Annotated in this window: 16 protein-coding genes; 6 read left to right on the top strand and 10 right to left on the bottom strand. The window is 71.4% G+C overall.

Going from position 1 to position 22,242, the window contains the following annotated elements; all coding sequences use genetic code 11:
• Positions 1-5: 5 nt before the first annotated feature.
• Complete coding sequence (locus tag TSH64_RS05290) at positions 6-1,664, bottom strand: tetratricopeptide repeat protein (protein ID WP_109095861.1); 1,659 nt, start codon at positions 1,662-1,664, stop codon at positions 6-8.
• Between the two features lie 170 nt (positions 1,665-1,834).
• Between TSH64_RS05290 and TSH64_RS05295 the strand changes: the two genes are divergently transcribed.
• A complete protein-coding gene (locus tag TSH64_RS05295; RefSeq protein WP_109095862.1) occupies positions 1,835-3,403 on the top strand; it encodes an adenosine deaminase in 1,569 nt (522 codons plus the stop codon).
• A 220-nt stretch (positions 3,404-3,623) separates the two neighbouring features.
• On the opposite strand, the gene tagF is transcribed toward TSH64_RS05295, so the two are convergent.
• From tagF to TSH64_RS05325, 6 genes are all read right to left on the bottom strand, one after another.
• On the bottom strand, positions 3,624-4,322 hold the full coding sequence (gene tagF, locus TSH64_RS05300) for a type VI secretion system-associated protein TagF (RefSeq protein WP_247872767.1): 699 nt from the start codon (positions 4,320-4,322) through the stop codon (positions 3,624-3,626).
• Positions 4,319-6,517 carry a type VI secretion system membrane subunit TssM gene (tssM, locus tag TSH64_RS05305; protein ID WP_109095863.1) on the bottom strand — a complete coding sequence of 733 codons (2,199 nt, stop codon included), beginning with the start codon at positions 6,515-6,517 and terminating at the stop codon, positions 4,319-4,321. Before tssM ends, tagF begins: the two co-directional genes overlap by 4 nt.
• Before the next feature lie 10 nt (positions 6,518-6,527).
• The gene (gene icmH, locus TSH64_RS05310; RefSeq protein ID WP_247872768.1) at positions 6,528-7,802 is read right to left on the bottom strand and encodes a type IVB secretion system protein IcmH/DotU; all 1,275 of its coding nucleotides are present in this window, start codon (positions 7,800-7,802) and stop codon (positions 6,528-6,530) included.
• Positions 7,803-7,903: 101 nt separating this feature from the next.
• Positions 7,904-10,399, bottom strand: a complete 2,496-nt coding sequence (locus TSH64_RS05315) for a penicillin-binding protein 1A (protein ID WP_109095865.1) — start codon at positions 10,397-10,399, stop codon at positions 7,904-7,906.
• Between the two features lie 326 nt (positions 10,400-10,725).
• On the bottom strand, positions 10,726-12,183 hold the full coding sequence (locus TSH64_RS05320; protein ID WP_109095866.1) for an ATP-binding protein: 1,458 nt from the start codon (positions 12,181-12,183) through the stop codon (positions 10,726-10,728).
• A complete protein-coding gene (locus TSH64_RS05325; RefSeq protein ID WP_098740737.1) occupies positions 12,180-12,923 on the bottom strand; it encodes a response regulator in 744 nt (247 codons plus the stop codon). The genes TSH64_RS05320 and TSH64_RS05325 overlap by 4 nt, the downstream gene beginning before the upstream one ends.
• 242 nt (positions 12,924-13,165) lie before the next feature.
• On the opposite strand from TSH64_RS05325, the gene TSH64_RS05330 reads away from it, so the two are divergent.
• From TSH64_RS05330 to TSH64_RS05345, 5 genes are all read left to right on the top strand, one after another.
• Positions 13,166-13,759 (top strand): Spy/CpxP family protein refolding chaperone, encoded by a 594-nt coding sequence (locus TSH64_RS05330; protein WP_109095867.1) that lies wholly within the window; start codon positions 13,166-13,168, stop codon positions 13,757-13,759.
• 153 nt (positions 13,760-13,912) lie between these two features.
• Positions 13,913-14,047, top strand: coding sequence for a hypothetical protein (locus TSH64_RS36560; protein ID WP_282188094.1), 135 nt, complete (start codon positions 13,913-13,915; stop codon positions 14,045-14,047).
• Positions 14,048-14,157: 110 nt separating this feature from the next.
• The gene (locus tag TSH64_RS05335; protein ID WP_247872769.1) at positions 14,158-16,698 is read left to right on the top strand and encodes a helicase-related protein; all 2,541 of its coding nucleotides are present in this window, start codon (positions 14,158-14,160) and stop codon (positions 16,696-16,698) included.
• Positions 16,699-16,884: 186 nt separating this feature from the next.
• Positions 16,885-17,337 carry an RNA-binding S4 domain-containing protein gene (locus TSH64_RS05340; protein WP_109095869.1) on the top strand — a complete coding sequence of 151 codons (453 nt, stop codon included), beginning with the start codon at positions 16,885-16,887 and terminating at the stop codon, positions 17,335-17,337.
• A 114-nt stretch (positions 17,338-17,451) separates the two neighbouring features.
• Complete coding sequence (locus TSH64_RS05345) at positions 17,452-18,534, top strand: Tim44 domain-containing protein (RefSeq protein ID WP_199237474.1); 1,083 nt, start codon at positions 17,452-17,454, stop codon at positions 18,532-18,534.
• A 303-nt stretch (positions 18,535-18,837) separates the two neighbouring features.
• On the opposite strand, the gene TSH64_RS05355 is transcribed toward TSH64_RS05345, so the two are convergent.
• The 3 genes from TSH64_RS05355 to TSH64_RS05365 form a co-directional block, all read right to left on the bottom strand.
• On the bottom strand, positions 18,838-19,905 hold the full coding sequence (locus TSH64_RS05355) for an ABC transporter ATP-binding protein (RefSeq protein ID WP_109095871.1): 1,068 nt from the start codon (positions 19,903-19,905) through the stop codon (positions 18,838-18,840).
• Between the two features lie 19 nt (positions 19,906-19,924).
• Positions 19,925-21,109 carry an extracellular solute-binding protein gene (locus TSH64_RS05360; protein WP_199237477.1) on the bottom strand — a complete coding sequence of 395 codons (1,185 nt, stop codon included), beginning with the start codon at positions 21,107-21,109 and terminating at the stop codon, positions 19,925-19,927.
• Positions 21,110-21,296: 187 nt separating this feature from the next.
• Positions 21,297-22,223, bottom strand: a complete 927-nt coding sequence (locus tag TSH64_RS05365) for a diguanylate cyclase (RefSeq protein ID WP_158285345.1) — start codon at positions 22,221-22,223, stop codon at positions 21,297-21,299.
• Positions 22,224-22,242: the final 19 nt, after the last annotated feature.

A 22,242-nucleotide genomic window follows, 5' to 3' on the forward strand; every position in this document is an offset into this window, starting at 1 on the left:
CCCGCTTACTCCCGCTCACCTCCCGTCAGCCCGTCCACCCCGAAGGAGATCTGGTTGTTGTCGTAGCGGGCGACGATGCGCAGGCGGTCGCCGGCCGACAGGGCGATCGGCTTTTCCAGAAAGGTCATCGCCTGCTTCCAATGGTTGGTGCGCGAGCGGCTTTCCGACTTGTAGACCACCGCGTCGTCCATGAAGAGGTCGAACCAGAAGGCGACGCCGTGGCAGGTGCCGGCGGTGACGATGGTCACGTCGATCACCCGCTCGCCCTCCTCCGGCATGTTGCGGGTGAAGTCGAAATCCAGCGCGGTGAAGGGCTTGGACAGCGGGGTGTGGGCGTCGGCGCCGAGGTCGATCTGCTGGTAGCCGGGCGAGCGGAAGACGTCGAAGCTGCCCATGTCGAAACCGTCGATGGTCTCCACCGGGTTGATGCGGGCCAGCTCCGGCGTCTCGACCAGCATGGCGTAGACGGTGGAGGCGCGCGGGATGATGGCGCCGCCCGGCTTCACCAGATGGGTGCGGGCGTGTTGCAGCACCGACAGCATGCGCGGGGCCAGCATGCCGATGTTGATCAGCTCCGACACGAAGACGTCGGCCTTCTCCGGCAAATCGCCGCCCTCGCCCACCGTCAGCTGGGTCGACAGGCGCGGCACCACGTCGATGCGGTCGCCATAGCCGTTGCGCGCCACCGTCTCCTTGGCGACGCGGGCCAGGATCGGGTTGACCTCGCAGGTCACCACCTTCTTCGCGCCCGCCCGCGCCGCCATCATGGCGACGATGCCGGAGCCGGTGCCGATCTCCAGAACCAGGGAGTCGGGCGTCACCGCCCGTTCCAGCGACTGCTTGTAGGCCTCGTTCCGCTCGAAATCGTTGATCATCGGCAGGTGCCAGCCGGGCACCGCGTTGGAATAGATCAGCCGGCGGGTGAACTTCACCATCGGATGGTCGGGGGCCTGCTCGCGCGCCGCCTCGATCACCTCGATGGCCTCGGCGGCGCGGTCGAGGCTTTGCAGCACATGGGCGAGCCCGACCTGGGCCGGGACGAAGCGCGGGGCGGCGGCCAGCACGATGCGGAATTCCGCCTCCGCCTCGGCCAGCCGGCCGCGGGTGGAGAGCAGCTCCGCCAGGCTGTAATGCACGTCGAGATAGTCGGGCGCCTGGGCCAGCGCGGTGCGGAAATGCTCCTCCGCCTCCTCAAGCTCGCCCAGCTCGCGCAGGGTGGCGGCGAGGAAATGGTGCATCTCCGGCGCTTGCGCCCGGAGGTCCAGCGCGGCGCGGAAACAGTCCGCCGCCTCCTCCAGCCGGCTTTGCGCCTTCAGCGCGTTGCCGAGGTTGCCGTGCAGCTCCGGCAGCCGCGGGTTGAGGGCGAGGCCGGCGCGGAACGCCTCCTCCGCCTCCGCCGGGCGGCCCTGCTGGAAAAGCAGGCTGCCGCGGCTGTTGTGGAAGGACGGGTCGTTGCCGTTCTCCGCGATGGCCTGGGCGAACAGATCGAGCGCGTTTTCCGGATGGTCGGTGTGGGCGGCGACCAGACCCAGCAGATGCAGCGCCTGGGCGTTGTGCGGATCGGTGGTCAGGATCGCCCGGCAGACCTGTTCCGCCCCCGCCAGATCGTTGCTGCGGAAACGCTTGGCCGCATCGAGCAGGGTCGGGGCGGAAGTGTCGGTCATCGCGGCAGGCTCCAAAGACGGCGGGACATGGGCGGGAACACGGGAAAAGGTCGCCGCACCATAGCGGGAATCGCCGCCCCGCTACAGCCTTTCGATCCGCACAGGGCGGTTGTACGCGCGCGATTATCAGCGCATCAATACCCGCAAAAGGAGAATATGGAGTCGGGTAGATGCTTGATGTGCGAATCACCAAAAATGTAACGGCCCTGCTGGCGGCGACGCTGCTGCTGGCGGGCTGCGCCACGGCGGAGATGGGCGGCGGCAGTGCCGGCGGAGGCGCCGATGCCGGCGGGTCGGCGGCGGCGCGGCGGTTCCAGGCGGTGCGGACCAGCCCGCCGGAGCTGCGCGCCTTCCTCTACCGCATGCCCAAGGGGGCGGACCTGCACAGCCACCTGACCGGTGCCGCCTATGCCGAGACCTACATGCGGATGGCGGCGGATGCCGGGCTCTGCTTCGACGTCAAGGCGCTGACGCTGGTGGCACCGACGGCGCAGGCGCCCTGCGGCGACGCCAAGTCGGCCCGGCCGGGCGCCGCGGCGGTGATCGCCGACAGCGTGCTCTACCCGATGGCGCTGGACGCCCTGTCGACCCGCGATGCGCTGCCGGTCTCCGGCTACAGCCTGCACGACCAGTTCTTCGCCACCTTCGGGCGCTTCCGTGCCGCCAACTCCGTCCCCAACTCCACCGGCGACCTGCTGGCCGAGGTGGTGGACCGCGCCGGCCGGCAGGGCGAACGGCATGTCGAGCTGATGGTGTCCTTCGGCACCGGCCCGGCCGCCGCCATCGGCAAGTCCTTCCCCTGGACGCCGCAGGCTGCGGCCGACTTGGCCGGAACCGCCGACCGGCTGATCGCCGCCGGCCTGCCCGCCCTGGTCGCCCCGGCCCGCCAGGAGATCGACGCGGCGGAGGCGCGGATGCGCAGCGTCCTTGGCTGCGGCACGCCGGCGGCGCGGCCTGGCTGTGCGGTGTCGGTGCGCTATCTCCAGCAGGTGTCGCGCACGCAGAGCCCCGGCCCGGTCTATGCCACCACCCTGTTCAATGCCCTGCTGGAGGCGCAGGAGCCGCGCGTCGTCGGGCTGAACTTCGTGGCGCCGGAGGACAACCCGGTGGCGCTCGACGATTACGACCTGCACATGCGGATGGTGGCGGAGGCGAAACGGCGCCAGCCCGGCACCAACGTCGCCCTGCATGCCGGCGAGCTGACGCTGGGCCTCGTCCCGCCGGAGCGGCTGCGCGACCACATCCGCAAGGCGGTGGAGATCGCCGGGGCCAAGCGCATCGGCCATGGCGTCGACGTGATGTATGAGGACGACCCCCAGGGCCTGCTGCGGACGATGGCCGGGCGCAAGGTGGCGGTCGAGGTCAATTTGACCAGCAACGACAAGATCCTGGGCGTCAGCGGCAAGGCCCACCCGCTGCCGGTCTATCGTGCCGCCGGTGTGCCGGTGGTGCTGTCGACCGACGACGAGGGCGTCAGCCGGATCGACCTGACCAACGAGCTGCAGCGCGCGGTGGAGGAGTTCGGCTTCGGCTATGCCGACCTCGTCGGGCTGGCCCGCGCCAGCCTGGAGCACAGCTTCCTGCCCGGCGACAGCCTGTGGTCCGCCCCCGGCTGCACGCCGCCGGTGCGTGAGGACGCCTGCCGCGCCGTGACCGCCCGCAGCGAGAAGGCGCGGGTCCAGTGGGGGCTGGAAGAGGCGCTGGCCCGCTTCGACCGCGAGATCGCCGAAGTGCGGTAATCGGCCCGACTGTTGCTTTCAAGGATGGAAAACAATATTGACACGGATGTCACGGATTTAGACACGGATTACACGAATTTTTTATATCAGTGCTCCAGTCCCGGCGCTTTGGCAAGGTAAAGCCATCCGTGAAATCCGTGTTTTAATCCGTGAAATCCGTGTCGATCTTGCTCGCGACCTACGAACGACTTCGAGAATATTGCACCCCCTACTCCTACCCCTACCCCTCGTCGGCGTTCTCCCAGCCCCAGCGGGCCCAGGCGCCGTCGAGGAAGGCGGTCAGGCGGGGGCCGGCGGGAAGGCCGGGACAGGACAGCAGCGACGGCGCGATCCGGCCGGCGCCGCGGGTCCACCACAGGCTGGCGTCGGCGCGCAACGGACCGGACAGGCGGTCGAGCAGGGCGCGGGTGGCGGGGCTGACCCGCTCCGGCTCCGGCCGGCCGAGGATGGCGAGGCGGGCCGGCAACCCCTCCACATCGGTGCCGGCGCGGCAGGCGTCCGCCGCAAGGGACTCGGCGCGGGACAGCCAGGCGCCGCAGGCGGCGGGCGCGTCGGCGATGTCGAAGCCGGCGGGAAGGCCGGCGGCGATGGTGAAGGGATAGAGGCGGCCGACCCGGTCGGCGCTGGGCATCCAGACCCCGACCAGCGGGGTGGCGCCGCACAGGCCGGCCGACAGGGCGAAGCGCCAGACCGGCGCCTGGACGAACAGGGGCTCCCACTCCGCACCCAGCCGGCGGCCGGCCTCGCCCAGCGCCGCCGACAGCCAGCGGTCCCAGGGGCCGAGGACCGCCGACGGCAGGCCATGGCCGATGAAATCGCCGCGGCCCGGCACCTTGCCGTGGAATCCCACCACCGGATCGGCGCCGATCCCGCCGACCCCGGCCGCCATGGCGCGCGGCGTGGCGAAATAGCCCATCATGGCTGGGCGGCCCGGCCGGATTGGGCGGAAGAGGCCTGGGGCGTCGATTGCGCCAGCACCTCCAGCACGCGGGCGACCAAAAGCTCATCGGGCGGGACGGGGGCGAAGCCGACGGCGAACAGGGCGGCCAGATGGTCGCCCAGGGCACGGCGCAGCACCTCGTTGGCCGGGCCGGGCAGCGTGCGCTGCCAGTCGAGCGCCAGCCATTCCGCCATGGCGCCGGCATCCATCGGCTCCGCTCCCCCGGCCGTTTGCCCGCCAATCATGCGCCCGGTGATCATCCGGTAGACGCGCAGGGTCTGGCGCAGCTGGTCGGGCAAGGCCCAGTCGGCGCGCAGCCGCTCCTCCAGCCGCAGGGCGATGCGGGCCAGGAACTGGCTGCGCAGGGCGCGGCGGTAGGCCTCCTGCGCCGGGGCGGCGATGCGGCCCCCCTGGTAGAGGCCGCCGGCCAGCGCCGGGCCTGCCCACAACTGCCCGGCCCACAACTGTCCCGGCCGATCCTGCGCATCGTCGAACGCCAGCGGCAGGGCGCGCAGGGCATCCAATGCCGGCAGGATCGCCGCGGGGTCGGCATCGTCCACCCGGACCAGGGAGCGCGGCGGGGTGTCGAGCGGGCGCAGCGCCGCCTCCACCGCCGCGGCGCCGGCATCGGCGCGCTCCAGCAGGGCGGCGTTGCCGCGGGCGCTGACCAGCCACCAGCCGACGACGGCCAGGGCGAGCGCCAGCGCGGCCGCGGCGGACAGCAGGGCCCGGCGGCGGCGGGCGCGCTCCACCTGCCGGTCGACCTGGGCGAGGTTGGCCTCCGGGAAGACCACGTCGGGCAGCAGCCGTTCGAGGAAATAGGTGGAGGCCGGGCCGCCGCCCCCGGGGCCGCCCTCGGGATCGAGCAGGGCGAGCGAGGCGTCGGTCTGGGTGGCGCTGGTCAGGTAGAGGCCGCGCAGGCGCGGCGTCTCCTCGCCATGTTCGGAGCCGAAGGCGGTGTCGACGATGTCGGCCAGCGCCGGCTCCAGCTCCGCCACGCGCAGCGGCAGGGCGAAGGCGTCGCTGCGGCGGCGGATGTCCGGCTCCTGGTGCAGCCGGTCGAGCAGCCGCTCGTCCAGCCGCCGCACCAGCCCGGCATAAAGCGCGCGGAAGACGGGAAGCGGTCCGCCGGAGCCGTCGGGCGCCGTCTCGTCCGCCGGCTCGTCCGCCGGCAGGGTCAGGCCCCAGACCTGCCCGCGCGCCTCGCGGTCGAGCGGGTCGAAGAAGGTGGCGAAGCCGTCGAGCAGGTCGGCCTTGGTCAGCAGCAGATAGACCGGCAGCCGCACGCCCAGCTGCACCCGCAGCTCGTTCAGGCGCTGGCGGATCAGGATGGCGTGGTTGCGCCGCTCGGCGTCGGTCCAGCCCGTCAGTTCGGGAATGCTGACGGTGAGGAGGACGCCGTTGGCGGGCTGGCGCGGGCGATGCTCCTTCAGGAGGTCGAGCAGGCCGGACCAGACCCGTCCGTCCACCGCGCGCCGGCTGTCCTGGGTGGTGTAGCGGCCGGCGGTGTCGATCAGCACGGCGCGGTCGGTGAACCACCAGTCGCAGTTGCGGGTGCCGCCCAAGCCTGCGAACGGACCCGCCAGCGATTGAGCGGCCGTCCCGTCGGGCGAGAGGGCGGCGAGGCCGGTGTTGGCCAGCGCCGTGGTCTTGCCCGAACCGGGGGCGCCGATCACCAGATACCAGGGAAGCTGGTAGAGATAGCGCCCGCCCCGGCGCTTGCGCAGCTGGGCCAGCACGCCGTCGAGCCGCTTGCGGACCGTGCCGATCTCCTCCAGCGAGGCCTTCAGCTCGGGATCGCGGGTGGCGGCCAGCGCCTCCAGCAGGCGGGCGTTGGCGGCGCGCTCGCGGGCGTCGATGCGGCGGTTGACGGCGATCCAGCCGGCCAGCGCCAGGACCAGCGGCAGCAGGCGGACGCTCCAGTCCGGCTGGATGGTCGGCAGCAGCTGCGGAGCGAAGGTCGCGGCCAGACGCGGCAGCAGCAGCCAGCCGGCCAGCCCCAGCGCCAGCACCCCCGACAGCGACGTCGCCCAGCGGGTGCGGGCGGAGCGGTGCGGCGAGGGGACGGCCCCGGCGGCAGCCCCAGCGGCAGACCTTGCGGCGGCACGCTTGCGGCCCTTGCCGGGCGTCGTCGCCGTCCGGGCGCCGGCCTTGGGGGAACGGGGTTCGGCCATGGCGGGCGCCCTAATGCGGATAGAGGCGGATGTCGATCCGCCGGTTGGCGTCGCGCCCGGCCTGCGTGTCGTTCAGCGCAATCGGCTCCTGGTCGCCATGGCCCTCGGCCGACAGGCGGGCGGGCGGCAGCGAGCGCTCCAGCAGTTTGCGCACAGCCTCGGCACGGGCATCTGTCAGAGCCTGCGCAGCCGGCAGGCGGCCGCCGGGCGGGGTCTGGTCGTCGGTGTGGGCGACCACCAGCACGCTGCCGGGTTCCGCCGCCAGGGTCTGGCCGACCCGCTCGACGATGGCGCGGTGGCGGGCCTTCACGGCGTCGCTGCCGGTGGCGAACATCGCCGCCGCCGGAACGCGGATGACCAGGGCGCCATCCTCTCCCGCCAGCACCTCCACCGCACCGGTGCGGATTTCCGGGGCGAGCTGGCCGGTGATGCGGGCGATCAGCGCCGGGCCGGCGGTGGGCGGCGGCGGCGGGACCAGCCGGGCGATCTCGATCGGGCGGTCGGGCAGCAAGGCGGCGATGCGGGCGACCACCGGCTCCGCCTGCCGGTCAAGGGTGCCGGCGAGATGGACGTAGAGGCCGGACAGGCCGAGCGCCACCACCGCCCAGACGATCCAGCCCGGCACAGCGCTCACCGGGTTGCCGAACAGGGTGTTGGGCGGCCGGAACGGCTCCGCCACCCCGGTCCAGGCCGGCGACAGCTCCGCCGCCACGTCGCCGCGGGCACGGCGCAGGATGCGGTACAGCTCGTCGCGCAGGCGGGCGAGGTCGTGGCCGCCGCCGGGCCGGTCGCGGAACCGGCCCTCGAAACCCAGCGACAGGCAGGCGTAGAACAGCTCCAGCGCGTGGCGGTGGCGGCGCGGGTCGCCCAGCATGCCGTCGAGCAGGTCGAAGAACCGCAAGCCCGCACCCGGTTCCGCTATGGCGGCCCCGCCATGGCCGGCGGCACGGGCGACGTCGTCCAGAGTGGCGGCCAGCGCAATGCGGGCGGCGCGGACCTCGTCCGGGTCGAGGCCGGAGGCGGAGGCGGCGCGGTCGAAACGCTCCAGCGCCGCGGCGGCGGCGGCGCGGGGCTGATCGGTCAGGCTGCGGTCGCGCAACGCGCCGACCAGCGCCAGCACCGGCGCGGCAATGCCGAGCAGGGGATTGAGGGGGGATGGACCCGGAGCGACCGGCAGGCGGGGGGGCGGATTTGCGGTGCCGGGAGAAGGATCGTCGGATGCCAGGGCGGCAAGAACGGCGGCGAGCGGCCGCTCGTCCGCCTCCGCCATGCCCGGTCCGTCCAATCGCTCTTCCGCCTGCATCTGTCGTCCGCTCTGGAGAAATCCGGGGGGAGGTATAGCAGGGTCGGGGCGGCGGGGGAAACCTGGGGCGCGGCGTCGGCCTCCTACCGCACGCCGCTGTTGCTGTAGTCGTACTGCACCCTGGGCGCGGCGCCGGAGCCGCCGGCGATCTTTTCGATCAGCGAGCCGATGCCGCCGACCGGGACACCGCCGGGCCGCGCGTCGGCCGACGCCACCGGCACCCCGCCCTGCGGCCCGGTGCCCGGCGGCAGGATTGCCGGCATCACGCTTCCGGGGGGCGGGCTCCAGGCCGGGGCGCCGTCCAGGCCGGGAAGCGGGCGGGCGGGCTTGCCGGCATGGGCGTCTGCCATGAACTCGCGCCACAGCTTGGCCGGCAGGGTGCCGCCGGTGACCTTCTTCATCGCCTCGTTGTTGTCGTTGCCCAGCCAGACGCCGGCGACCAGATCGGCGGTGAAGCCGACGAACCAGGCGTCGTGATAATCCTGGGTGGTGCCGGACTTGGCCGCCGCCGGGCGGTTCAGCTTCGCGCTGCGGCCGGTGCCGTAATCGAGCACGCCGGTCATCATGCGGGACAGCTGCACCGCATGGGCGGGATCGACCACCGGGCTGCCGCCGCCGCCCTGGCGCCGGTAGAGGACGACGCCGTCGCGGCTTTTGATCTCGGTGATGGCATAGGCCCAGACGGGGACGCCGCGGTTGGCGATGCCGGCATAGGCGCGCACCAGCTCCAGCGGCGTCACCTCGCTGGTGCCGAGGCCCAGCGACAGGTCGCGGGTGAGCGGCGAGGAGATGCCGAGGTTGGACGCGATGCGCCGCACCCGGTCGGTGCCGACCCGGTCGATCAGCCGCGCCGTCGCGGTGTTGGAGGAATGGGCCAGCGCCGAGGCCAGCGTGATGCTGCCGCGGTACTTGCCGTCATAATTGCCGGGGCTCCAGTTGGCGAGCTGCACGGGAGCGTCGTCGATCAGGCTGTCCGGGGTCCAGCCCGACTCCAAAGCCGCCAGATAGACGAAGGGCTTGAAGGCCGATCCCGGCTGGCGCAGCGCCTGGGTGGCGCGGTTGAACTCGCTGCCGTCGTAATCGCGGCCGCCGACCAGGGCGCGGACGGCGCCGTCGGGGCTCATGGCGACCAGCGCCCCCTGGCGGACGTTGGCGGTGGCGCCGGGACCGGCCAGCAGCGCCTCCAGCCGCTGTTCGGCGGCGCGCTGCATCTTCAAATCCAGCGTGGTGCGGACGATGACGTCGCCATGGTCGGGGCCGGCGAAGCCCGGCACCAGATCGGTCACCCAATCGGCGAAATAGCGGCCGTCGCCGCCGGGCTTGCGCTTGGGCGACGGCTTGGCGGCGCGGGCGGCCTCGTACTGCGGCTGGGTCAGGTAGCCGGCGTCCAGCATCGCCGCCATCACCACCCGCGCCCGCTCCGCCGACTCGTCGGGGTTGGAGCTGGGGGCGTAGCGCGACGGCGCCTTCAACAGGCCGGCCAGCACCGCCGATTCGCGCACGTCGACCTCGGTCGCCGGCTTGCCGAAATAGGTGCGGGCGGCGGCATCCACCCCGAAGGTGCCGGCGCCGAGATAGACGCGGTTCAGATAGGCGGTGAGGATCTGGTCCTTGGTGAAGCGGCTCTCCAGCCACAGCGCCAGCATGGCCTCCTGGATCTTGCGCTTCAGCGATTTCTCGGGCGTCAGGAACAGGTTCTTGGCGAGCTGCTGGGTAATGGTGGAGCCGCCCTGCACCGCCCGGCCGGAGCGCCAGTTGACGTAGACCGCGCGGGCGAGGCCGAGCGGGTCGATGCCGAAATGGCTGTAGAAGCGGCGGTCCTCGATGGCCAGCACGGCGCCAACCAGATGCGGCGGCAGGTCGCGCACGCTGAGCGTCGTGCCGTGCAGGTCGCCGAAGCGGGCGAACTCGCTGCCGTCGGCGGCCAGAACGGTGATCGAGGCGCGGCGTTCGAACTGCGCCACCTTGGAGATGTCCGGCAGGTCGAGCGCGAACCACGCCAGCACCGCACCCAGCCCGATGCCGCACCAGATGGCGGCGACGAGGCCCCACTGGACCAGACGCCTCATCCAGCCGCCGCCGTTCTTCCGGGGCGGCTGCGGCGCCCGGCCGGGGCGGCCGGCGGGCTGGGCCGAGAGCTGCGAGGACGAGAGCTGCGGCGGCTGGCTGCCGCCGGACCGGCGAGCGGATGGGGTCGGCTGCTGCTTCGGTTTCGGCAAGGAGATCCTTGGAAGGGAGAGGGACGGCAGGGTGAAGCCGGGCAGTTTGAAGTTCGGCAGCTTGAAGCCGGGCAGGCCGCGGGACCGGCGGCGGGGCTGCCTGAAGGGTGTCGGCGGCGGGGCGGCCGACGGCGGCGGGGACTTGCGGCGCGGCTTGCCCTTGCCGGCGGCCGCCAGCCGGTCGCGGGCAAGCTCGACCGCCTTGGCGGCGAACAGGCGCGCGAACTCGCCGGCCGTCAGCCGGTCGAGCGGCGACGGGTCTTCGCGGGTGCGGACCGGGCGGGGACCGGCGTAGAGCTGGCTGCTCCGGCGCTGGTCCGTCCCATGGTCCGTCTGGTGGTCCGGTCGGTCGGCGGTCACGGCGCGCTCGCTGGCCCTGTCAGGTCTGGGTGGTGAGTGCGGGAAACGTTCCCGCTTCGATCCTCATACGCTCACAGCCGCTTGGCCGGAAGACCGGTCAGGGACTGACGATTATTTGTCTCCCGACCGTGGCGAAAGGATGACTCTATCCGAAATTTCGGGGGCCTCCCTCTCCCCCCCGGGGAGAGGGCCGGGGTGAGGGGGATGCAAAGCGTGACGTCACTTGGCGCGCAGTAGCTTCCGATCCTTGCCAATCCTCGCCGCGCGTCCCCCTCACCCTAACCCTCTCCCCGGGGGGAGAGGGGATCCGAGGCGGGAGGGGCAGGTCACAGCGGCAGCGTCACCGTGGCGCGCAGGCCGCCCCCACTGCGGTTCGCCAGGGTCACGTCGCCGCCATGGCCGCGGATGACGCTGCGGGCGGTGGACAGGCCGAGACCGACGCCGCCGGTGTCGCGGGACCGCGAGCGCTCCAGCCGGTAGAAGGGGGCGAAGACCTTCTCGAACTCCGCTTCCGGGATGCCGGGACCGTCGTCGTCGATGTGGATCAGGGCATTGGCGTGGGCCTGGGAGTGGGCGCCGTCCGGGCCGGTCTCCAGCCGGACGGTGAAGCCGCCGCCATATTTGATCGCGTTGTCCATCAGGTTGGCCAGCGCCCGGCGCAGCGCCACGGTGCGGCCCTCCGCCACCGCATGGGCGGGGCCTTCATAGACGGCGCGATGGCCGGCGTCGACGCGGTCGTCGCACAGGCTCTGCAGCAGGTCGGCAAGGTCGAAGCGGCCGCGCGGCTCGCGCTGGGCGTCGTCGCGGGCGAAGGCCAGCGTGGCGGAGATCATCGCCTCCATCTCGTCGAGGTCGGCCAGCATCCGGCGCTGCATCTCCGGATCGTCGACCAGCTCGGCACGCAGGCGAAGCCGGGTGATCGGCGTGCGCAGGTCATGGCCGATCGCCGCCAGCATCTGGGTGCGGTCGGCGACGAAGCGGGCGAGGCGCGCCTGCATCCGGTTGAAGGCACGGGTGGCGGCGCGCAGCTCCAGCGGCCCTTCCTCCGGCAGCGGATCGGCCTGCCCGTCGACGCTGAGCCGTTCGGCGGCGGCGGCGAAGCCGGCCAGCGGCGCCGTCACCCGGCGGGCGGCGAGCAGCGACACCAGCAGGATCACCGCGACGATGGCGCCCATCCACAGCACGAAGCGGACGATGCCGAAGGGGCCGGGCAGCGGCTCGCCGCCGGTGAAGCTGAGCCAGGAGCCGTCGCCGAGCCGCACCGACAGCCGGACATGCGGCCCCCAGTGCCGGGGCTCGTCGCCCGCCATGAAGGGCGGCGGCGGCGGGGCGTCTTTACGGGGCGGCCGCTGGATTTCGATCAGGATGTTGCGGTCGGCGGTGTCGAGCTGCTCGCTCAGCCGGCGCTTCAGCCCCTCGAACCGGCCGCCGGCATAGGTGCCGGGCGACAGCGGCGGCGGCCGGTCGGGGCGCAGCTCGACCCGCAGGACGGGGTCGTCGATGGCGCGCACCACCCGCTCGCGCCCCTGCGGCGGCGTGCTCTCAACCAGCTGGACGATGGCGGTGACACGCTGGATCAGCACGTTGGGGCCGTGGATCGGCGGCCCCTCGCTGCGGTCGGTCAGATAGACCAGCGCGCTGATCGCCTGGGTCAGCAGCAGGGCCAGCACCACCGTCAGGGCGATGCGCGCGGCGAGGCTGTCGGGGAAGCGGACGGGCAGCCGGCGGAAGGCGCCGCGGCGGCGGGCGAGCCTGGATTTGGCCGTATCCGGCTGGGCGGTCATGGCGCCACACCGCCGTTACTGACGGTGGGCGTGAAGAGATAGCCACCGCCGCGCACCGTCTTGATCAGCGTCGGGTCGGCCGGATCGGGCTCGATCTTGCGGCGCAGGCGGCTGACCTGCACGTCGATGGAGCGGTCGAAGGGAACCGCCGAGCGGCCGCGCGCCAGATCGAGCAGCTGGTCGCGGGTCAGCACCCGCTGCGGATGCTCGACGAAGGCGACCAGCAGGTCGTATTCGCCGGCCGACAGCTGGACCAGCACGCCGTCGGGCGAGCGCAGCTCGCGCTTGGTGAGGTCGAGCGACCAGCCCTCGAAGCGCAGCACCGTGCCGGCAGCCGCCGGCGCGCCCGCCACCGGCGGGGCGGAGACGCGGCGCAGCACCGCCTTGATGCGGGCCAGCAGCTCGCGCGGGCTGAAGGGCTTCGCCAGGTAATCGTCGGCGCCCATCTCCAGCCCGACGATGCGGTCGGTCTCCTCCCCCATGGCGGTCAGCATGATGACGGGGGTCTGCGCCGTCTGCGGCGTCGCGCGCAGGCGGCGGCACAACGACAGCCCGTCTTCCCCCGGCAGCATCAGGTCGAGGACGATCAGGTCGACGCGGGCGCCGTCGAGCGTGCGCATCATCTCCGCCCCGTCCCGGACCCCGGTGACCCGGAAGCCGTGCTTGGTCAGGAACTGGGCGACGAGGGAGCGGATTTCGCGGTCGTCGTCGACGACGAGGAGGTGGGGCGTGCGGTCCATGGCCCCATGATCGGGCGCCGCGCCGCGGGCGTGAAGGGGAAATGTGTAACGCCCGGTTACGGAGGCGCCCGCGGTTACACTCTGTTACCAAATGACCGGTTTGCGGACATTCGACCGCAACGTTCGGCGCCCATTGTCTGGTCATCGGGACAACGGCGGCGACACAGCCGGCACCGTCCCAACGGAATAAGCCCCCTCCATCCGGGGTTTAGACAGCACCAACACACCGAGGAGTCGACACCATGAAACGCGCCCTTCTGACGTCCGCCCTGCTGGTCGCCGGTCTCGGCGTGGCCGTTCCGGTCTTCGCCCAGGGTGGTCCGGCCGGCGGCCCGCCTCCCGGCGGTCCCGACCGCCACTTCGCCCGCATGTGCGAGGACCAGGAGGCCCGTCTGGCCGGCAAGCTGGCCTATGCGGAGAAGAAGCTGAACATCACCGAGCAGCAGCGCGCCGCCTGGACCAAGTTCGCCGACGCCGCCCGCTCCAGCCTGAAGCCGACGCAGGATCTGTGCGTCAAGTTCAAGGACGCCCCGCCGCCGGCAGCCCTGCCGCAGCGCCTTGAACGCGCCGAGCAGATGATGCAGGCCCACCTGCAGCAGGTCCAGACCGTCCGCCCGGCCCTGACCGACCTCTACGCCCAGCTGACGCCCGACCAGCAGAAGCAGGCCGACCGCATGCTGAACCCGGGACCGGGCGGCATGGGCGGCCACCATATGGGCCCGCACCATGGCGGCCCGGGCGGTTGGGACCATGACGGTCCGCGGCATGGCATGGGTCCGGGCAAGGGCCCCGGGCCGGGCCCGGCGCCGGCACCGCAGGAGCCGCCCAAGGGATAACGTAACACAAAGACTCCCGGCGGCGATCCCAAGCCCCCCAACGCAGCCGCCGTGAGCCCGAGGGCCGCCGAACCCCCATTCGGCGGCCCTTTTCGTCTCCAGACTCTCGTTTCCAGCGTCTTTCGCTTCGCCCCGAAATCCGGGATCACTCCCATGAGCGCGTTCGATCTTTCCCCGCTGTTCTTCAGCCTGTCGGTCATCAAGCAGGATTACCTGCTGATCCTCGGCATTGCCCGGAGCGGGCTCCGTTCGCTCCGCGCCGGCCGAGCATTCTCCCTGCGGCATTAGCCGTCCGGCGGCGACCGGACGTCCAGACCAGCGCAATCGCCATACATCGCCAAGCCGCCGCTTGCATTGCGGCCTCGCGCACCCCAAAGCTTAACCCCATGACGTCGTCCATGGCTTCGGCCACTCACGCTTCGGCGGGCGGCGGTCTCGGGCGGGGGGGCCGTGTGGTCGCCGTGCTGGGGCCGACCAACACCGGCAAGACCTATCTGGCGATCGAGCGCATGCTCGGTCACCGGTCCGGAATGATCGGCTTTCCCCTGCGCCTGCTGGCGCGGGAGAACTATGACCGCATCGTCGGGATCAAGGGGAAGAACGCGGTCGCCCTGGTCACGGGGGAGGAGAAAATCCTGCCCCCCAACCCGTCCTACTGGGTCTGCACCGTCGAATCGATGCCGCTGGACCGTGCGGTCGATTTCCTGGCGGTGGACGAAATCCAGCTCTGCGCCGACCCGGAGCGCGGCCACATCTTCACCGACCGGCTGCTGAACGCCCGCGGCATGGTCGAGACCATGGTGCTGGGATCCGATTCGATGCAGCCGATGATCCGCCGGCTGGTGCCGAAGGCGGAATTCATCAGCCGGCCGCGCTTCTCGCAGCTGACCTATGCTGGCCACAAGAAGCTGACGCGCCTGCCGCCGCGCTCGGCCGTCGTCGCCTTTTCCGCCACCGACGTCTATGCCATCGCCGAGATGATCCGGCGCCAGCGCGGCGGCACCGCCGTGGTGCTGGGCGCGCTCAGCCCGCGCACCCGCAACGCGCAGGTCGGGCTCTATCAGGCGGGCGAGGTCGATTATCTGGTGGCGACCGACGCCATCGGCATGGGGCTGAACATGGACGTCGACCATGTCGCCTTCGCCCGCATCGTCAAGTTCGACGGCTTCGCCCCGCGCCGCCTGCGCCCCGCCGAGGTGGCGCAGATCGCCGGCCGCGCCGGCCGCCACATGCGCGACGGCACCTTCGGCACCACCGACGAGGTGGGGGAGCTGGACGCCGACCTCGTCACCCGCGTCGAGAACCACGAGTTCGAGACGGTCAAGGCCTTGTCCTGGCGCAACAGCGAGCTGCGCTTCGACACGCCGGGCTTCCTGCTGAAATCGCTGGAGGAACGGGCGCCGCTCGCGGAGCTGTCCCGTGTGCGCGAGGCCGACGACCATCTGGCGCTCCAGGCGCTGGTGCGCGATCCCGACATCATGGATCTGGCGCGCGGCCGCGACGCCGTGAAGCTGCTGTGGGAGGTCTGCCAAGTCCCCGACTTCCGCAAGGTGCTGTCGGATGCCCACACCAAGCTGCTCGGCCAGATCTTCCGCAGCCTGCGCACGCCGTTGCGCCGGCTGGACGACGACTGGGTGGCGAAGCAGATCGCCCGGCTCGACCGCACCGAGGGCGACATCGACGCGCTGGTCGCCCGCATCGCCCACATCCGCACCTGGACCTACATCTCCAACCGGCCGACCTGGCTGAAGGACCCGCTGCACTGGCAGGAGCGCACCCGCGCCATCGAGGACCGGCTGTCCGACGCCCTGCACGAGCGGCTGACCCAGCGCTTCATCGACCGCCGGTCCGCCACGCTGGCCCGCACGCTGAAGGACGGGCGCTCGCTGCTGGGCGGCGTGCGCGCCGACGGCGAGGTGGTGGTGGAAGGGCATGTCGTCGGCAAGCTGGAGGGCTTCCGCTTCGTTCCCGACGCGCCCGACCGCTCCGACGAGGCGAAGTCGCTGCTGACCGCCGCCCGGCGGGCCTTGCGCGACGAGCTGGCCAAGCGGCTGCGCGCCTTCGAGGCGGAGCCGGACGACGCCTTCGCGCTGGGGGCCGACGGGGTGCTGAGTGCGGATGGCCTGCCGGTGGCGCGGCTGGCCGCCGGCCAGTCGGTGCTGGCGCCGCTGGTGGTGCCGTTCGACGACGGCATGCTGGACCAGGCCCAGCGCGAGCGGGTGCGGGCACGGCTGGAGCGCTGGCTGAAGGACCACATCGCCGCCCGGCTGAAGCCGCTCTTCGCGCTGTCCGCGGCGAAAGGGCTGTCGGGGGCCGGGCGGGGGCTGGCCTTCCAGCTGGTGGAGGGACTTGGGGTTCTGCCCCGGCAGCCCGTCGCCGACATGGTCGAGCGGCTGGAGCGCGAGGACCGCAAGGCGCTGACCGGGCTGGGCGTCCGGCTCGGGGTGTCGCACCTCTATCTGACCGCGCTGGCCAAGCCGGCGGCGGTGACCTTGCGCGGGATGCTGTGGGCGGTGTCGAAGGGCCATCCGCTGCCGGTGCCGATCCCGCCGCCCGGCCGGGTGTCGGTGGAAGCGCCGCCGGTGAAGGAGGGCGGCGCGCCCGCTGGTTTCTGGGAGGCCATCGGCTATCCGCTGGCCGGCGGGCGGGCGCTGCGCGTCGACATGCTCGACCGGCTGGAGACGGAGCTGCTGACCGCGTCCAGAGCCAATGCACCGATCCGCGAGGTGGCGCTCGGCCAGCGCGTCGGCCTGTCGGCGGAGGAGCTGGGGGCGGTGCTGGCCGGGCTCGGCTATGTGCGGATGGTGGCCGAGGATGGCGCGGTGACCTGGAAGCGGAAGCGGCCCTCCCGCCAGCAGCAGGGGAACCGGCAGCGGCGCGAGAAGCCGACCAACGAGGACCATCCCTTCGCCAAGCTGCGGCAGCTGTCGGGGATGTGAGCCGGTTTTTTTGAGGGGTGGAATGAACGCACAATCGATCAGCGCTTTTTCCCCCTCTCCCCCCCGGGGAGAGGGTCGGGGTGAGGGGGATGCACTGCGTGCCTTCCCGAGAATCCTCGCCGTGCGTCCCCCTCACCCTAACCCTCTCCCCGGGGGGGAGAGGGGATCATCGGCGGAGGGTGCGCGATGAGCAACACCGACAGCGAAGACTCCACCCCCGGCCGGCTGCGGATCGACAAGTGGCTTTGGTATGCGCGCTTCTTCAAGACGCGCAGCCTCGCCGCCAAGCTGTGCAACGACGGGGGCGTGCGGCTGTCGGGGACGGTGGTGACCAAGGCGCATGCGGCGGTGAAGCCGGGCGACGTGCTGACCTTCGCCCAGGGGCGGCACATCCGCGTCATCAAGGTGGTGGCGCTGGGCAGCCGCCGCGGCCCGGCGCCGGAGGCCCAGGCGCTGTACGAGGATCTCGCCCCTCCCGTGCCGGAGGAGCGCCTGCAGGATCCCTACCGCGCGCCGTTCCAGCCGCCGGGCGCCGGGCGGCCGACCAAGCGCGACCGCCGGGCGATCGACGCCCTGCATGGTGACGGCCCGATGGGCGATGGGCCGATGAGCAATGTTTGGCAAAGTGAGACCGATTAGGCGGCGATGCTGATTGTTGCTCGAAAAAAGTGAGACCGCCTCTTAAACGGAGGCGGGACCACCCCCATCTGGGAAGGCTGGATAACCGACCAGATGCGACAAGCGAGCACGATCATGAGCGAGAAGACCCGACCTTCGAGCCTTTCCGCCCCCTCTTCAGCGAAGCGCAGCGCCCGCGCTGCGACCGCCGTGGCGGTTGCGCTGGTGATGGCGCTGGCCGCCGGAACCGCCGACGCCCGCGCCGGCAAGAGCAGCTCGTCCGGCAGCCGCGGCAGCCGCACGACCGAGGCGCCGGCCGCCACCTCCACTGCCCCCAATTCCGTGTCGCCGATGGAGCGTTCGACCGCCCCGGCGGCGTCGCCCGGCATGCAGCGCCCCGGCGCCGCGGCCACCGCCCCGGCGGCGGCCCCCTCGCGCGGCTTCTTCGGCGGCGGCTTCATGTCGGGCCTGATGGGCGGCCTGATCGGCGCCGGCATCGGCGCGATGCTGTTCGGCGGCGGCTTCTTCGAGGGGTTGGGCAGCTTCGCCGGCATCCTGGGCTTCCTGCTGCAGATCCTGCTGGTCGTCTTCCTGGTCCGGCTGGCCATGCGCTTCTTCCGCAACCGTTCGCAGACCGCCAACACCGCGGCGTCCGGCGGTCCGCTCGGTGGAAACCGGCCGGCCTATGCCGGCGGTCCGCAGGGCGACCAGATGAACCGCGAGGCGGCCGACGCCGGCTACAACCCGATGGGCAACCGCGGAATGGGCGGCGGCAATGCCGGCCCGGCCCAGCGCCGTCAGGCGGCCGACGAGATCGGCATCCAGCCGGCCGACTTCGAGTCGTTCGAGCGGCTGCTTGTCACCGTCCAGACCGCCTACGGGCGTGAGGATGCCGAGGCGCTCCGCGCCGCGACGACGCCGGAGATGTTCTCCTACTTCAACGACGATCTGGCGGAGAACCGCAGCCGCGGCGTGGTCAACAAGGTCAGCGACGTCCGCCTGCTCCAGGGCGATCTGGCCGAGGGCTGGCGCGAAGGGGCGCAGGAATACGCCACCGTCGCCATGCGCTTCGCGCTGACCGACGTCACGGTGGACCGCGCCAGCGGCAAGGTGATCGAGGGCAATGCCTCGCAGCCGACCGAGGCGACCGAGCTGTGGACCTTCGTCCGCCCGCGCGGCGGCCAGTGGCAGCTGTCGGCGATCCAGCAGGCCAGCTGAGGCCTCTGTTCCTCTGCAATGCGAAACGCCCCGGCCGATTGGCCGGGGCGTTTTCGTTTGGGGTTTGCCCTCTCCCGCCCCGGGATCCCCTCTCCCCCGCTCACGCGCAAACTTCGTTTGCGCTGCCGCGACAGGCGGACCTCCGGTCCGCCGAAAGCGGGGAGAGGGTTAGGGTGAGGGGGCGCGCAGCGAGGATCTTCGAGAATCGCTCGCGCCCTGCTCCTCCACAAAATCCACCCTGTGTCTCCCCCTCACCCCGACCCTCTCCCCGGGGGGGAGAGGGGGATTCAGGGAGAGGGAGGTTCAATTCGTCGGCAGCACCACCGCGTCCGTTGCGCGGAAGCCCAGCCGCACGGTCTCGCCGGGGACGAAGGCCGGCTCCTGGCCCAGATGCGGCATCTGCACGGTCAGGCCGCCGTCGAGGAAGGCGTTGACGAAGGCGCCCTCGAAGTCGCTGTGGCTGACGCGGGCGCTCAGGCTGTTGTCGCTCTCGCCCGCTCCCGGACGGGCCGGCGCCAGACGTTCCGGCCGGACATAGAGGGTGGCGCGGTCGCCCACCGCCAGCCCGCGCGGGTTGCGCCCGCGCAAGGCCCCGAAGGCGCTGTCGAGCACCGCCCAGCCGTCGGCCGCCTGCGTCACCCGCCCGGCGAAGCGGTTCGCCTCGCCGACGAAGGACGCGACGAAGGCGGTTTCCGGGTGGTCGTAGATGGTCTTGCCGTCGCCCACCTGTTCCAGCACGCCGCGCGACATCACGCCGATGCGGTCGGACATGGTGAGCGCCTCGCCCTGGTCGTGGGTGATGTAGATGAAGGTGACGCCGGTGCGCTTCTGCAACTCGCGCAGTTCGGCGCGCATGTGCTGACGCAGCTTGAGATCCAGCGCCGACAAGGGTTCGTCCAGCAGCAGCACCGCCGGTTCCACCGCGAGCGCGCGGGCGATGGCGATGCGCTGGCGCTGGCCGCCGGACAGGTCGGTCACCCGCTTGTCCGCCGTGTCGGGCAGCGCCACCAGCTCCAGCAGCTCGCGCACGCGGCGCTTGCGGTCGGCCGACGGGACGCCGCGCACCTCCAGCCCGAAGCCGATGTTGTCCGCCACCGTCATCAGCGGGAACAGGGCCAGGTTCTGGAAGATCAGCGCGGTCGGCCGCTTGTTCGGACCGATCCCCTTCATGTCCCGGCCGCCGATGCGGATGGCGCCGTCGGTCGGCTCCATGAAGCCGGAGATCATGCGCAGGATGGTGGTCTTGCCGCAGCCGGAGGGGCCGAGGAAGCTGAAGAACTCCCCGGCCCCGATGGTCAGCGAGACGTCGCGGACGGCGACGGTGTCGCCGAACCGCATGGTGACGTGGTCGAGTTGGACGTCTTGGCTCATGGCCCCTGCTGTGTGCGGATCACGCCGCCAGGAAGCGATCCTGGTACTCGTTGCGGATGGAGACGTACCACGCCTCCTGGATCGGCCACCACCACAGCTTCTGCAGCGCGTCGCCGGGATAGGCGTCGGCAAAGAACTGCTTGTTGAGGTCGGTCAGGTGGGCCTCGGCGCCGACCGCGGTGCTGGAGATGCCGGAATGGTTGGTGTAGAGCGCGCCGGCCTCCGGCGTGTAGAACCAGTTGATCCAGGCATAGGCGTTGTCCAGGTTCTCCGCCTTCTTCGGAATGGCGAAGCCTTCCATCCAGGCGAGCGCACCCTCCTTCGGCGCCACGAAGCGGACCGGCAGCCCTTCCTTGCGGAGCGCCACCGCACTGCTGTCCCAGGTCTGGCCGATGACGCAGCCGTTGGCGCGGAAGGCGCCCTGGGCCTCGTTCTCGTTGGTCCAGAACTGGGCGACCGACTTCTTGTTGGCGGCGGCCACCTTGAGGATGGCGTCGAAGTTGGCGCGCGCCTTCGCCTCGTCCTTGAACTGGTCGCGGACCGGGTGCGGCAGCTTGCCCTGGCTTTCCAGCCACAGCGCGATGCCGATCAGCGAGGAATGGCCGCGCACCGTCACCTTGCCGGCGTTGGCCGGCGCCCACAGGTCGCCGTAGCTGGCGGTGCCGTAGGCGAGCGGCGCCTTCTTCATGTCATAGGCCAGCGCCTCGGTGCCCCAGTCGGCCGGGGCGAAATAGCGCTTGGCCCCGACGACGCCGCCCATCCCGGCGGAGCCCTCGACCGACGATTTCAGGCAGCCGTCCCACTTCACCTTCGCCTCGTCGATCGGCTGCACCAGCTCGAACTCGACATAGTTCGGCACACGGTCGACGGTGGGGTGGATGATGTCGAAGCCGGCGCCGCCGGTCGCCTTCAGCTGGTTCAGCAGCTCGTCGTTGGTGCCGTATTCGGTCAGGGTCGCCTTGACGCCGGTCTTCTTCTCGAAGTCGGCCAGCATGTCCGGGCTGATGTAGCCGGCCCAGGAGAAGATCTTCACGCTACCCGACGCCGCCCGGCCCTCGCGCAGGACGAAGGGACCGACCGAGGCGACACCGGCGGCGGCCGCAGCGCTTTGCAGCAGCAGGCGGCGGGTGAAGCTCTTGGCGGCGCGCTGGGTCTCGGCGCTGGACCGCTGCGACTCGCTCTGGGCGTTCTCGATCTTGGACATGACGTCCGGTCTCCCTGGCTCTTGGATGGCGTTTTGTCAGGTTCCCCTGGCGGCGGCTTCGCGCAGCCCCGCTCAAGACGCGAAGTGTGCCTGAGATAAAAGCCGTCCGTCCATGGGGGAAGATGAAGCTCCGCCAAACTTCATAGAGCCGTCACATGGGAAAAAGGAGAACCCGGCAGGAGGATCGTCACATAACGTAGAAGCTCGCCTTCACCACCACGCCCTCGGCGCCGCGCAGCACGGTGCGGTTGCGGCCGCTGCGCTTGGCGAAATAGAGCGCCTCGTCGGCCTGGGTCATCAGGTCGTTGACCGAGACGGTGCCGCGGTCCAGGCACATGCCGATGCTGACGGTGAAGCCGAAGCCGGCGCCGCTGCCGGTCTCCACCGTCAGCTCGGCTGTGGAGCGGCGGATCGCCTCGACCCGCGCCAGCGCCCCCTCCAGGTCGCCGGAGGGCAGGCACAGGCAGAACTCCTCCCCACCCAGCCGGCCGAGGAAGCCGCCGCCGGGCACCTGGGCGGCGCAATGGTCGGCGAAGCGCTTCAGCGCGAGGTCGCCATTGCCGTGGCCGTGGGTGTCGTTGATCGCCTTGAAATGGTCGATGTCGAACATGGCGACCGCCAGCGGCGCCCCGCCTTCCCTCGCGACACGGTAGGCCTGCTCCAGCCGCTCCATGAAATAGCGGCGGTTCGCCACCCCGGTCAGGTAATCGGTGTTCAGCATCTCCACCATCACCCGGTGCATGCGGGTGATGCGCTCGCCGGCCCGCACGCGGGCGCGCAGCATCGGCAGGTCGATGGGCTTGGCCAGGAACTCGTCGGCGCCGGACTCGAAGGCCTCGACCCGCCGGGCCGTCTCGCTGTCGCCGGTCATCAGGATGGTGAAGGTGCGGTGCTGGTCGTCCGCCGCCCGGACATGCCAGCACAGCTCCAGCCCGGTCATCACCGGCATTTCCAGATCGGTGATGACGATGTGGATGTCGTGGCTGCGATAGAGGGCGAGCGCCTGTCCGCCATCCTTGGCGAGCAGAACGCGGTAGCCGCTGCTTTCCAGCTCTTCCCGGATCAGTTCACGAAAGAAATTGGAATCGTCGGCGACAAGAACAGTCGTTTCCACCAGCACACCCGTGTCGTCG

This window comes from Azospirillum sp. TSH64 (assembly GCF_003116035.1).
Taxonomy (GTDB): Bacteria; Pseudomonadota; Alphaproteobacteria; order Azospirillales; family Azospirillaceae; genus Azospirillum.

Bases quoted from the DNA above. Each gene is read 5' to 3' on its own strand.
- TSH64_RS05340 (WP_109095869.1), top strand. From the start codon at position 16,885: ATGAGCAACACCGACAGCGAAGACTCCACCCCCGGCCGGCTGCGGATC.
- TSH64_RS05335 (WP_247872769.1), top strand. From the start codon at position 14,158: ATGGCTTCGGCCACTCACGCTTCGGCGGGCGGCGGTCTCGGGCGGGGG.
- tagF (WP_247872767.1), bottom strand. From the start codon at position 4,322: ATGATGGGCTATTTCGCCACGCCGCGCGCCATGGCGGCCGGGGTCGGC.
- TSH64_RS36560 (WP_282188094.1), top strand. From the start codon at position 13,913: ATGAGCGCGTTCGATCTTTCCCCGCTGTTCTTCAGCCTGTCGGTCATC.
- TSH64_RS05295 (WP_109095862.1), top strand. From the start codon at position 1,835: ATGCTTGATGTGCGAATCACCAAAAATGTAACGGCCCTGCTGGCGGCG.
- TSH64_RS05320 (WP_109095866.1), bottom strand. From the start codon at position 12,183: ATGACCGCCCAGCCGGATACGGCCAAATCCAGGCTCGCCCGCCGCCGC.
- TSH64_RS05325 (WP_098740737.1), bottom strand. From the start codon at position 12,923: ATGGACCGCACGCCCCACCTCCTCGTCGTCGACGACGACCGCGAAATC.
- TSH64_RS05360 (WP_199237477.1), bottom strand. From the start codon at position 21,109: ATGTCCAAGATCGAGAACGCCCAGAGCGAGTCGCAGCGGTCCAGCGCC.
- tssM (WP_109095863.1), bottom strand. From the start codon at position 6,517: ATGGCCGAACCCCGTTCCCCCAAGGCCGGCGCCCGGACGGCGACGACG.
- TSH64_RS05330 (WP_109095867.1), top strand. From the start codon at position 13,166: ATGAAACGCGCCCTTCTGACGTCCGCCCTGCTGGTCGCCGGTCTCGGC.
- TSH64_RS05345 (WP_199237474.1), top strand. From the start codon at position 17,452: ATGAGCGAGAAGACCCGACCTTCGAGCCTTTCCGCCCCCTCTTCAGCG.
- TSH64_RS05290 (WP_109095861.1), bottom strand. From the start codon at position 1,664: ATGACCGACACTTCCGCCCCGACCCTGCTCGATGCGGCCAAGCGTTTC.
- TSH64_RS05355 (WP_109095871.1), bottom strand. From the start codon at position 19,905: ATGAGCCAAGACGTCCAACTCGACCACGTCACCATGCGGTTCGGCGAC.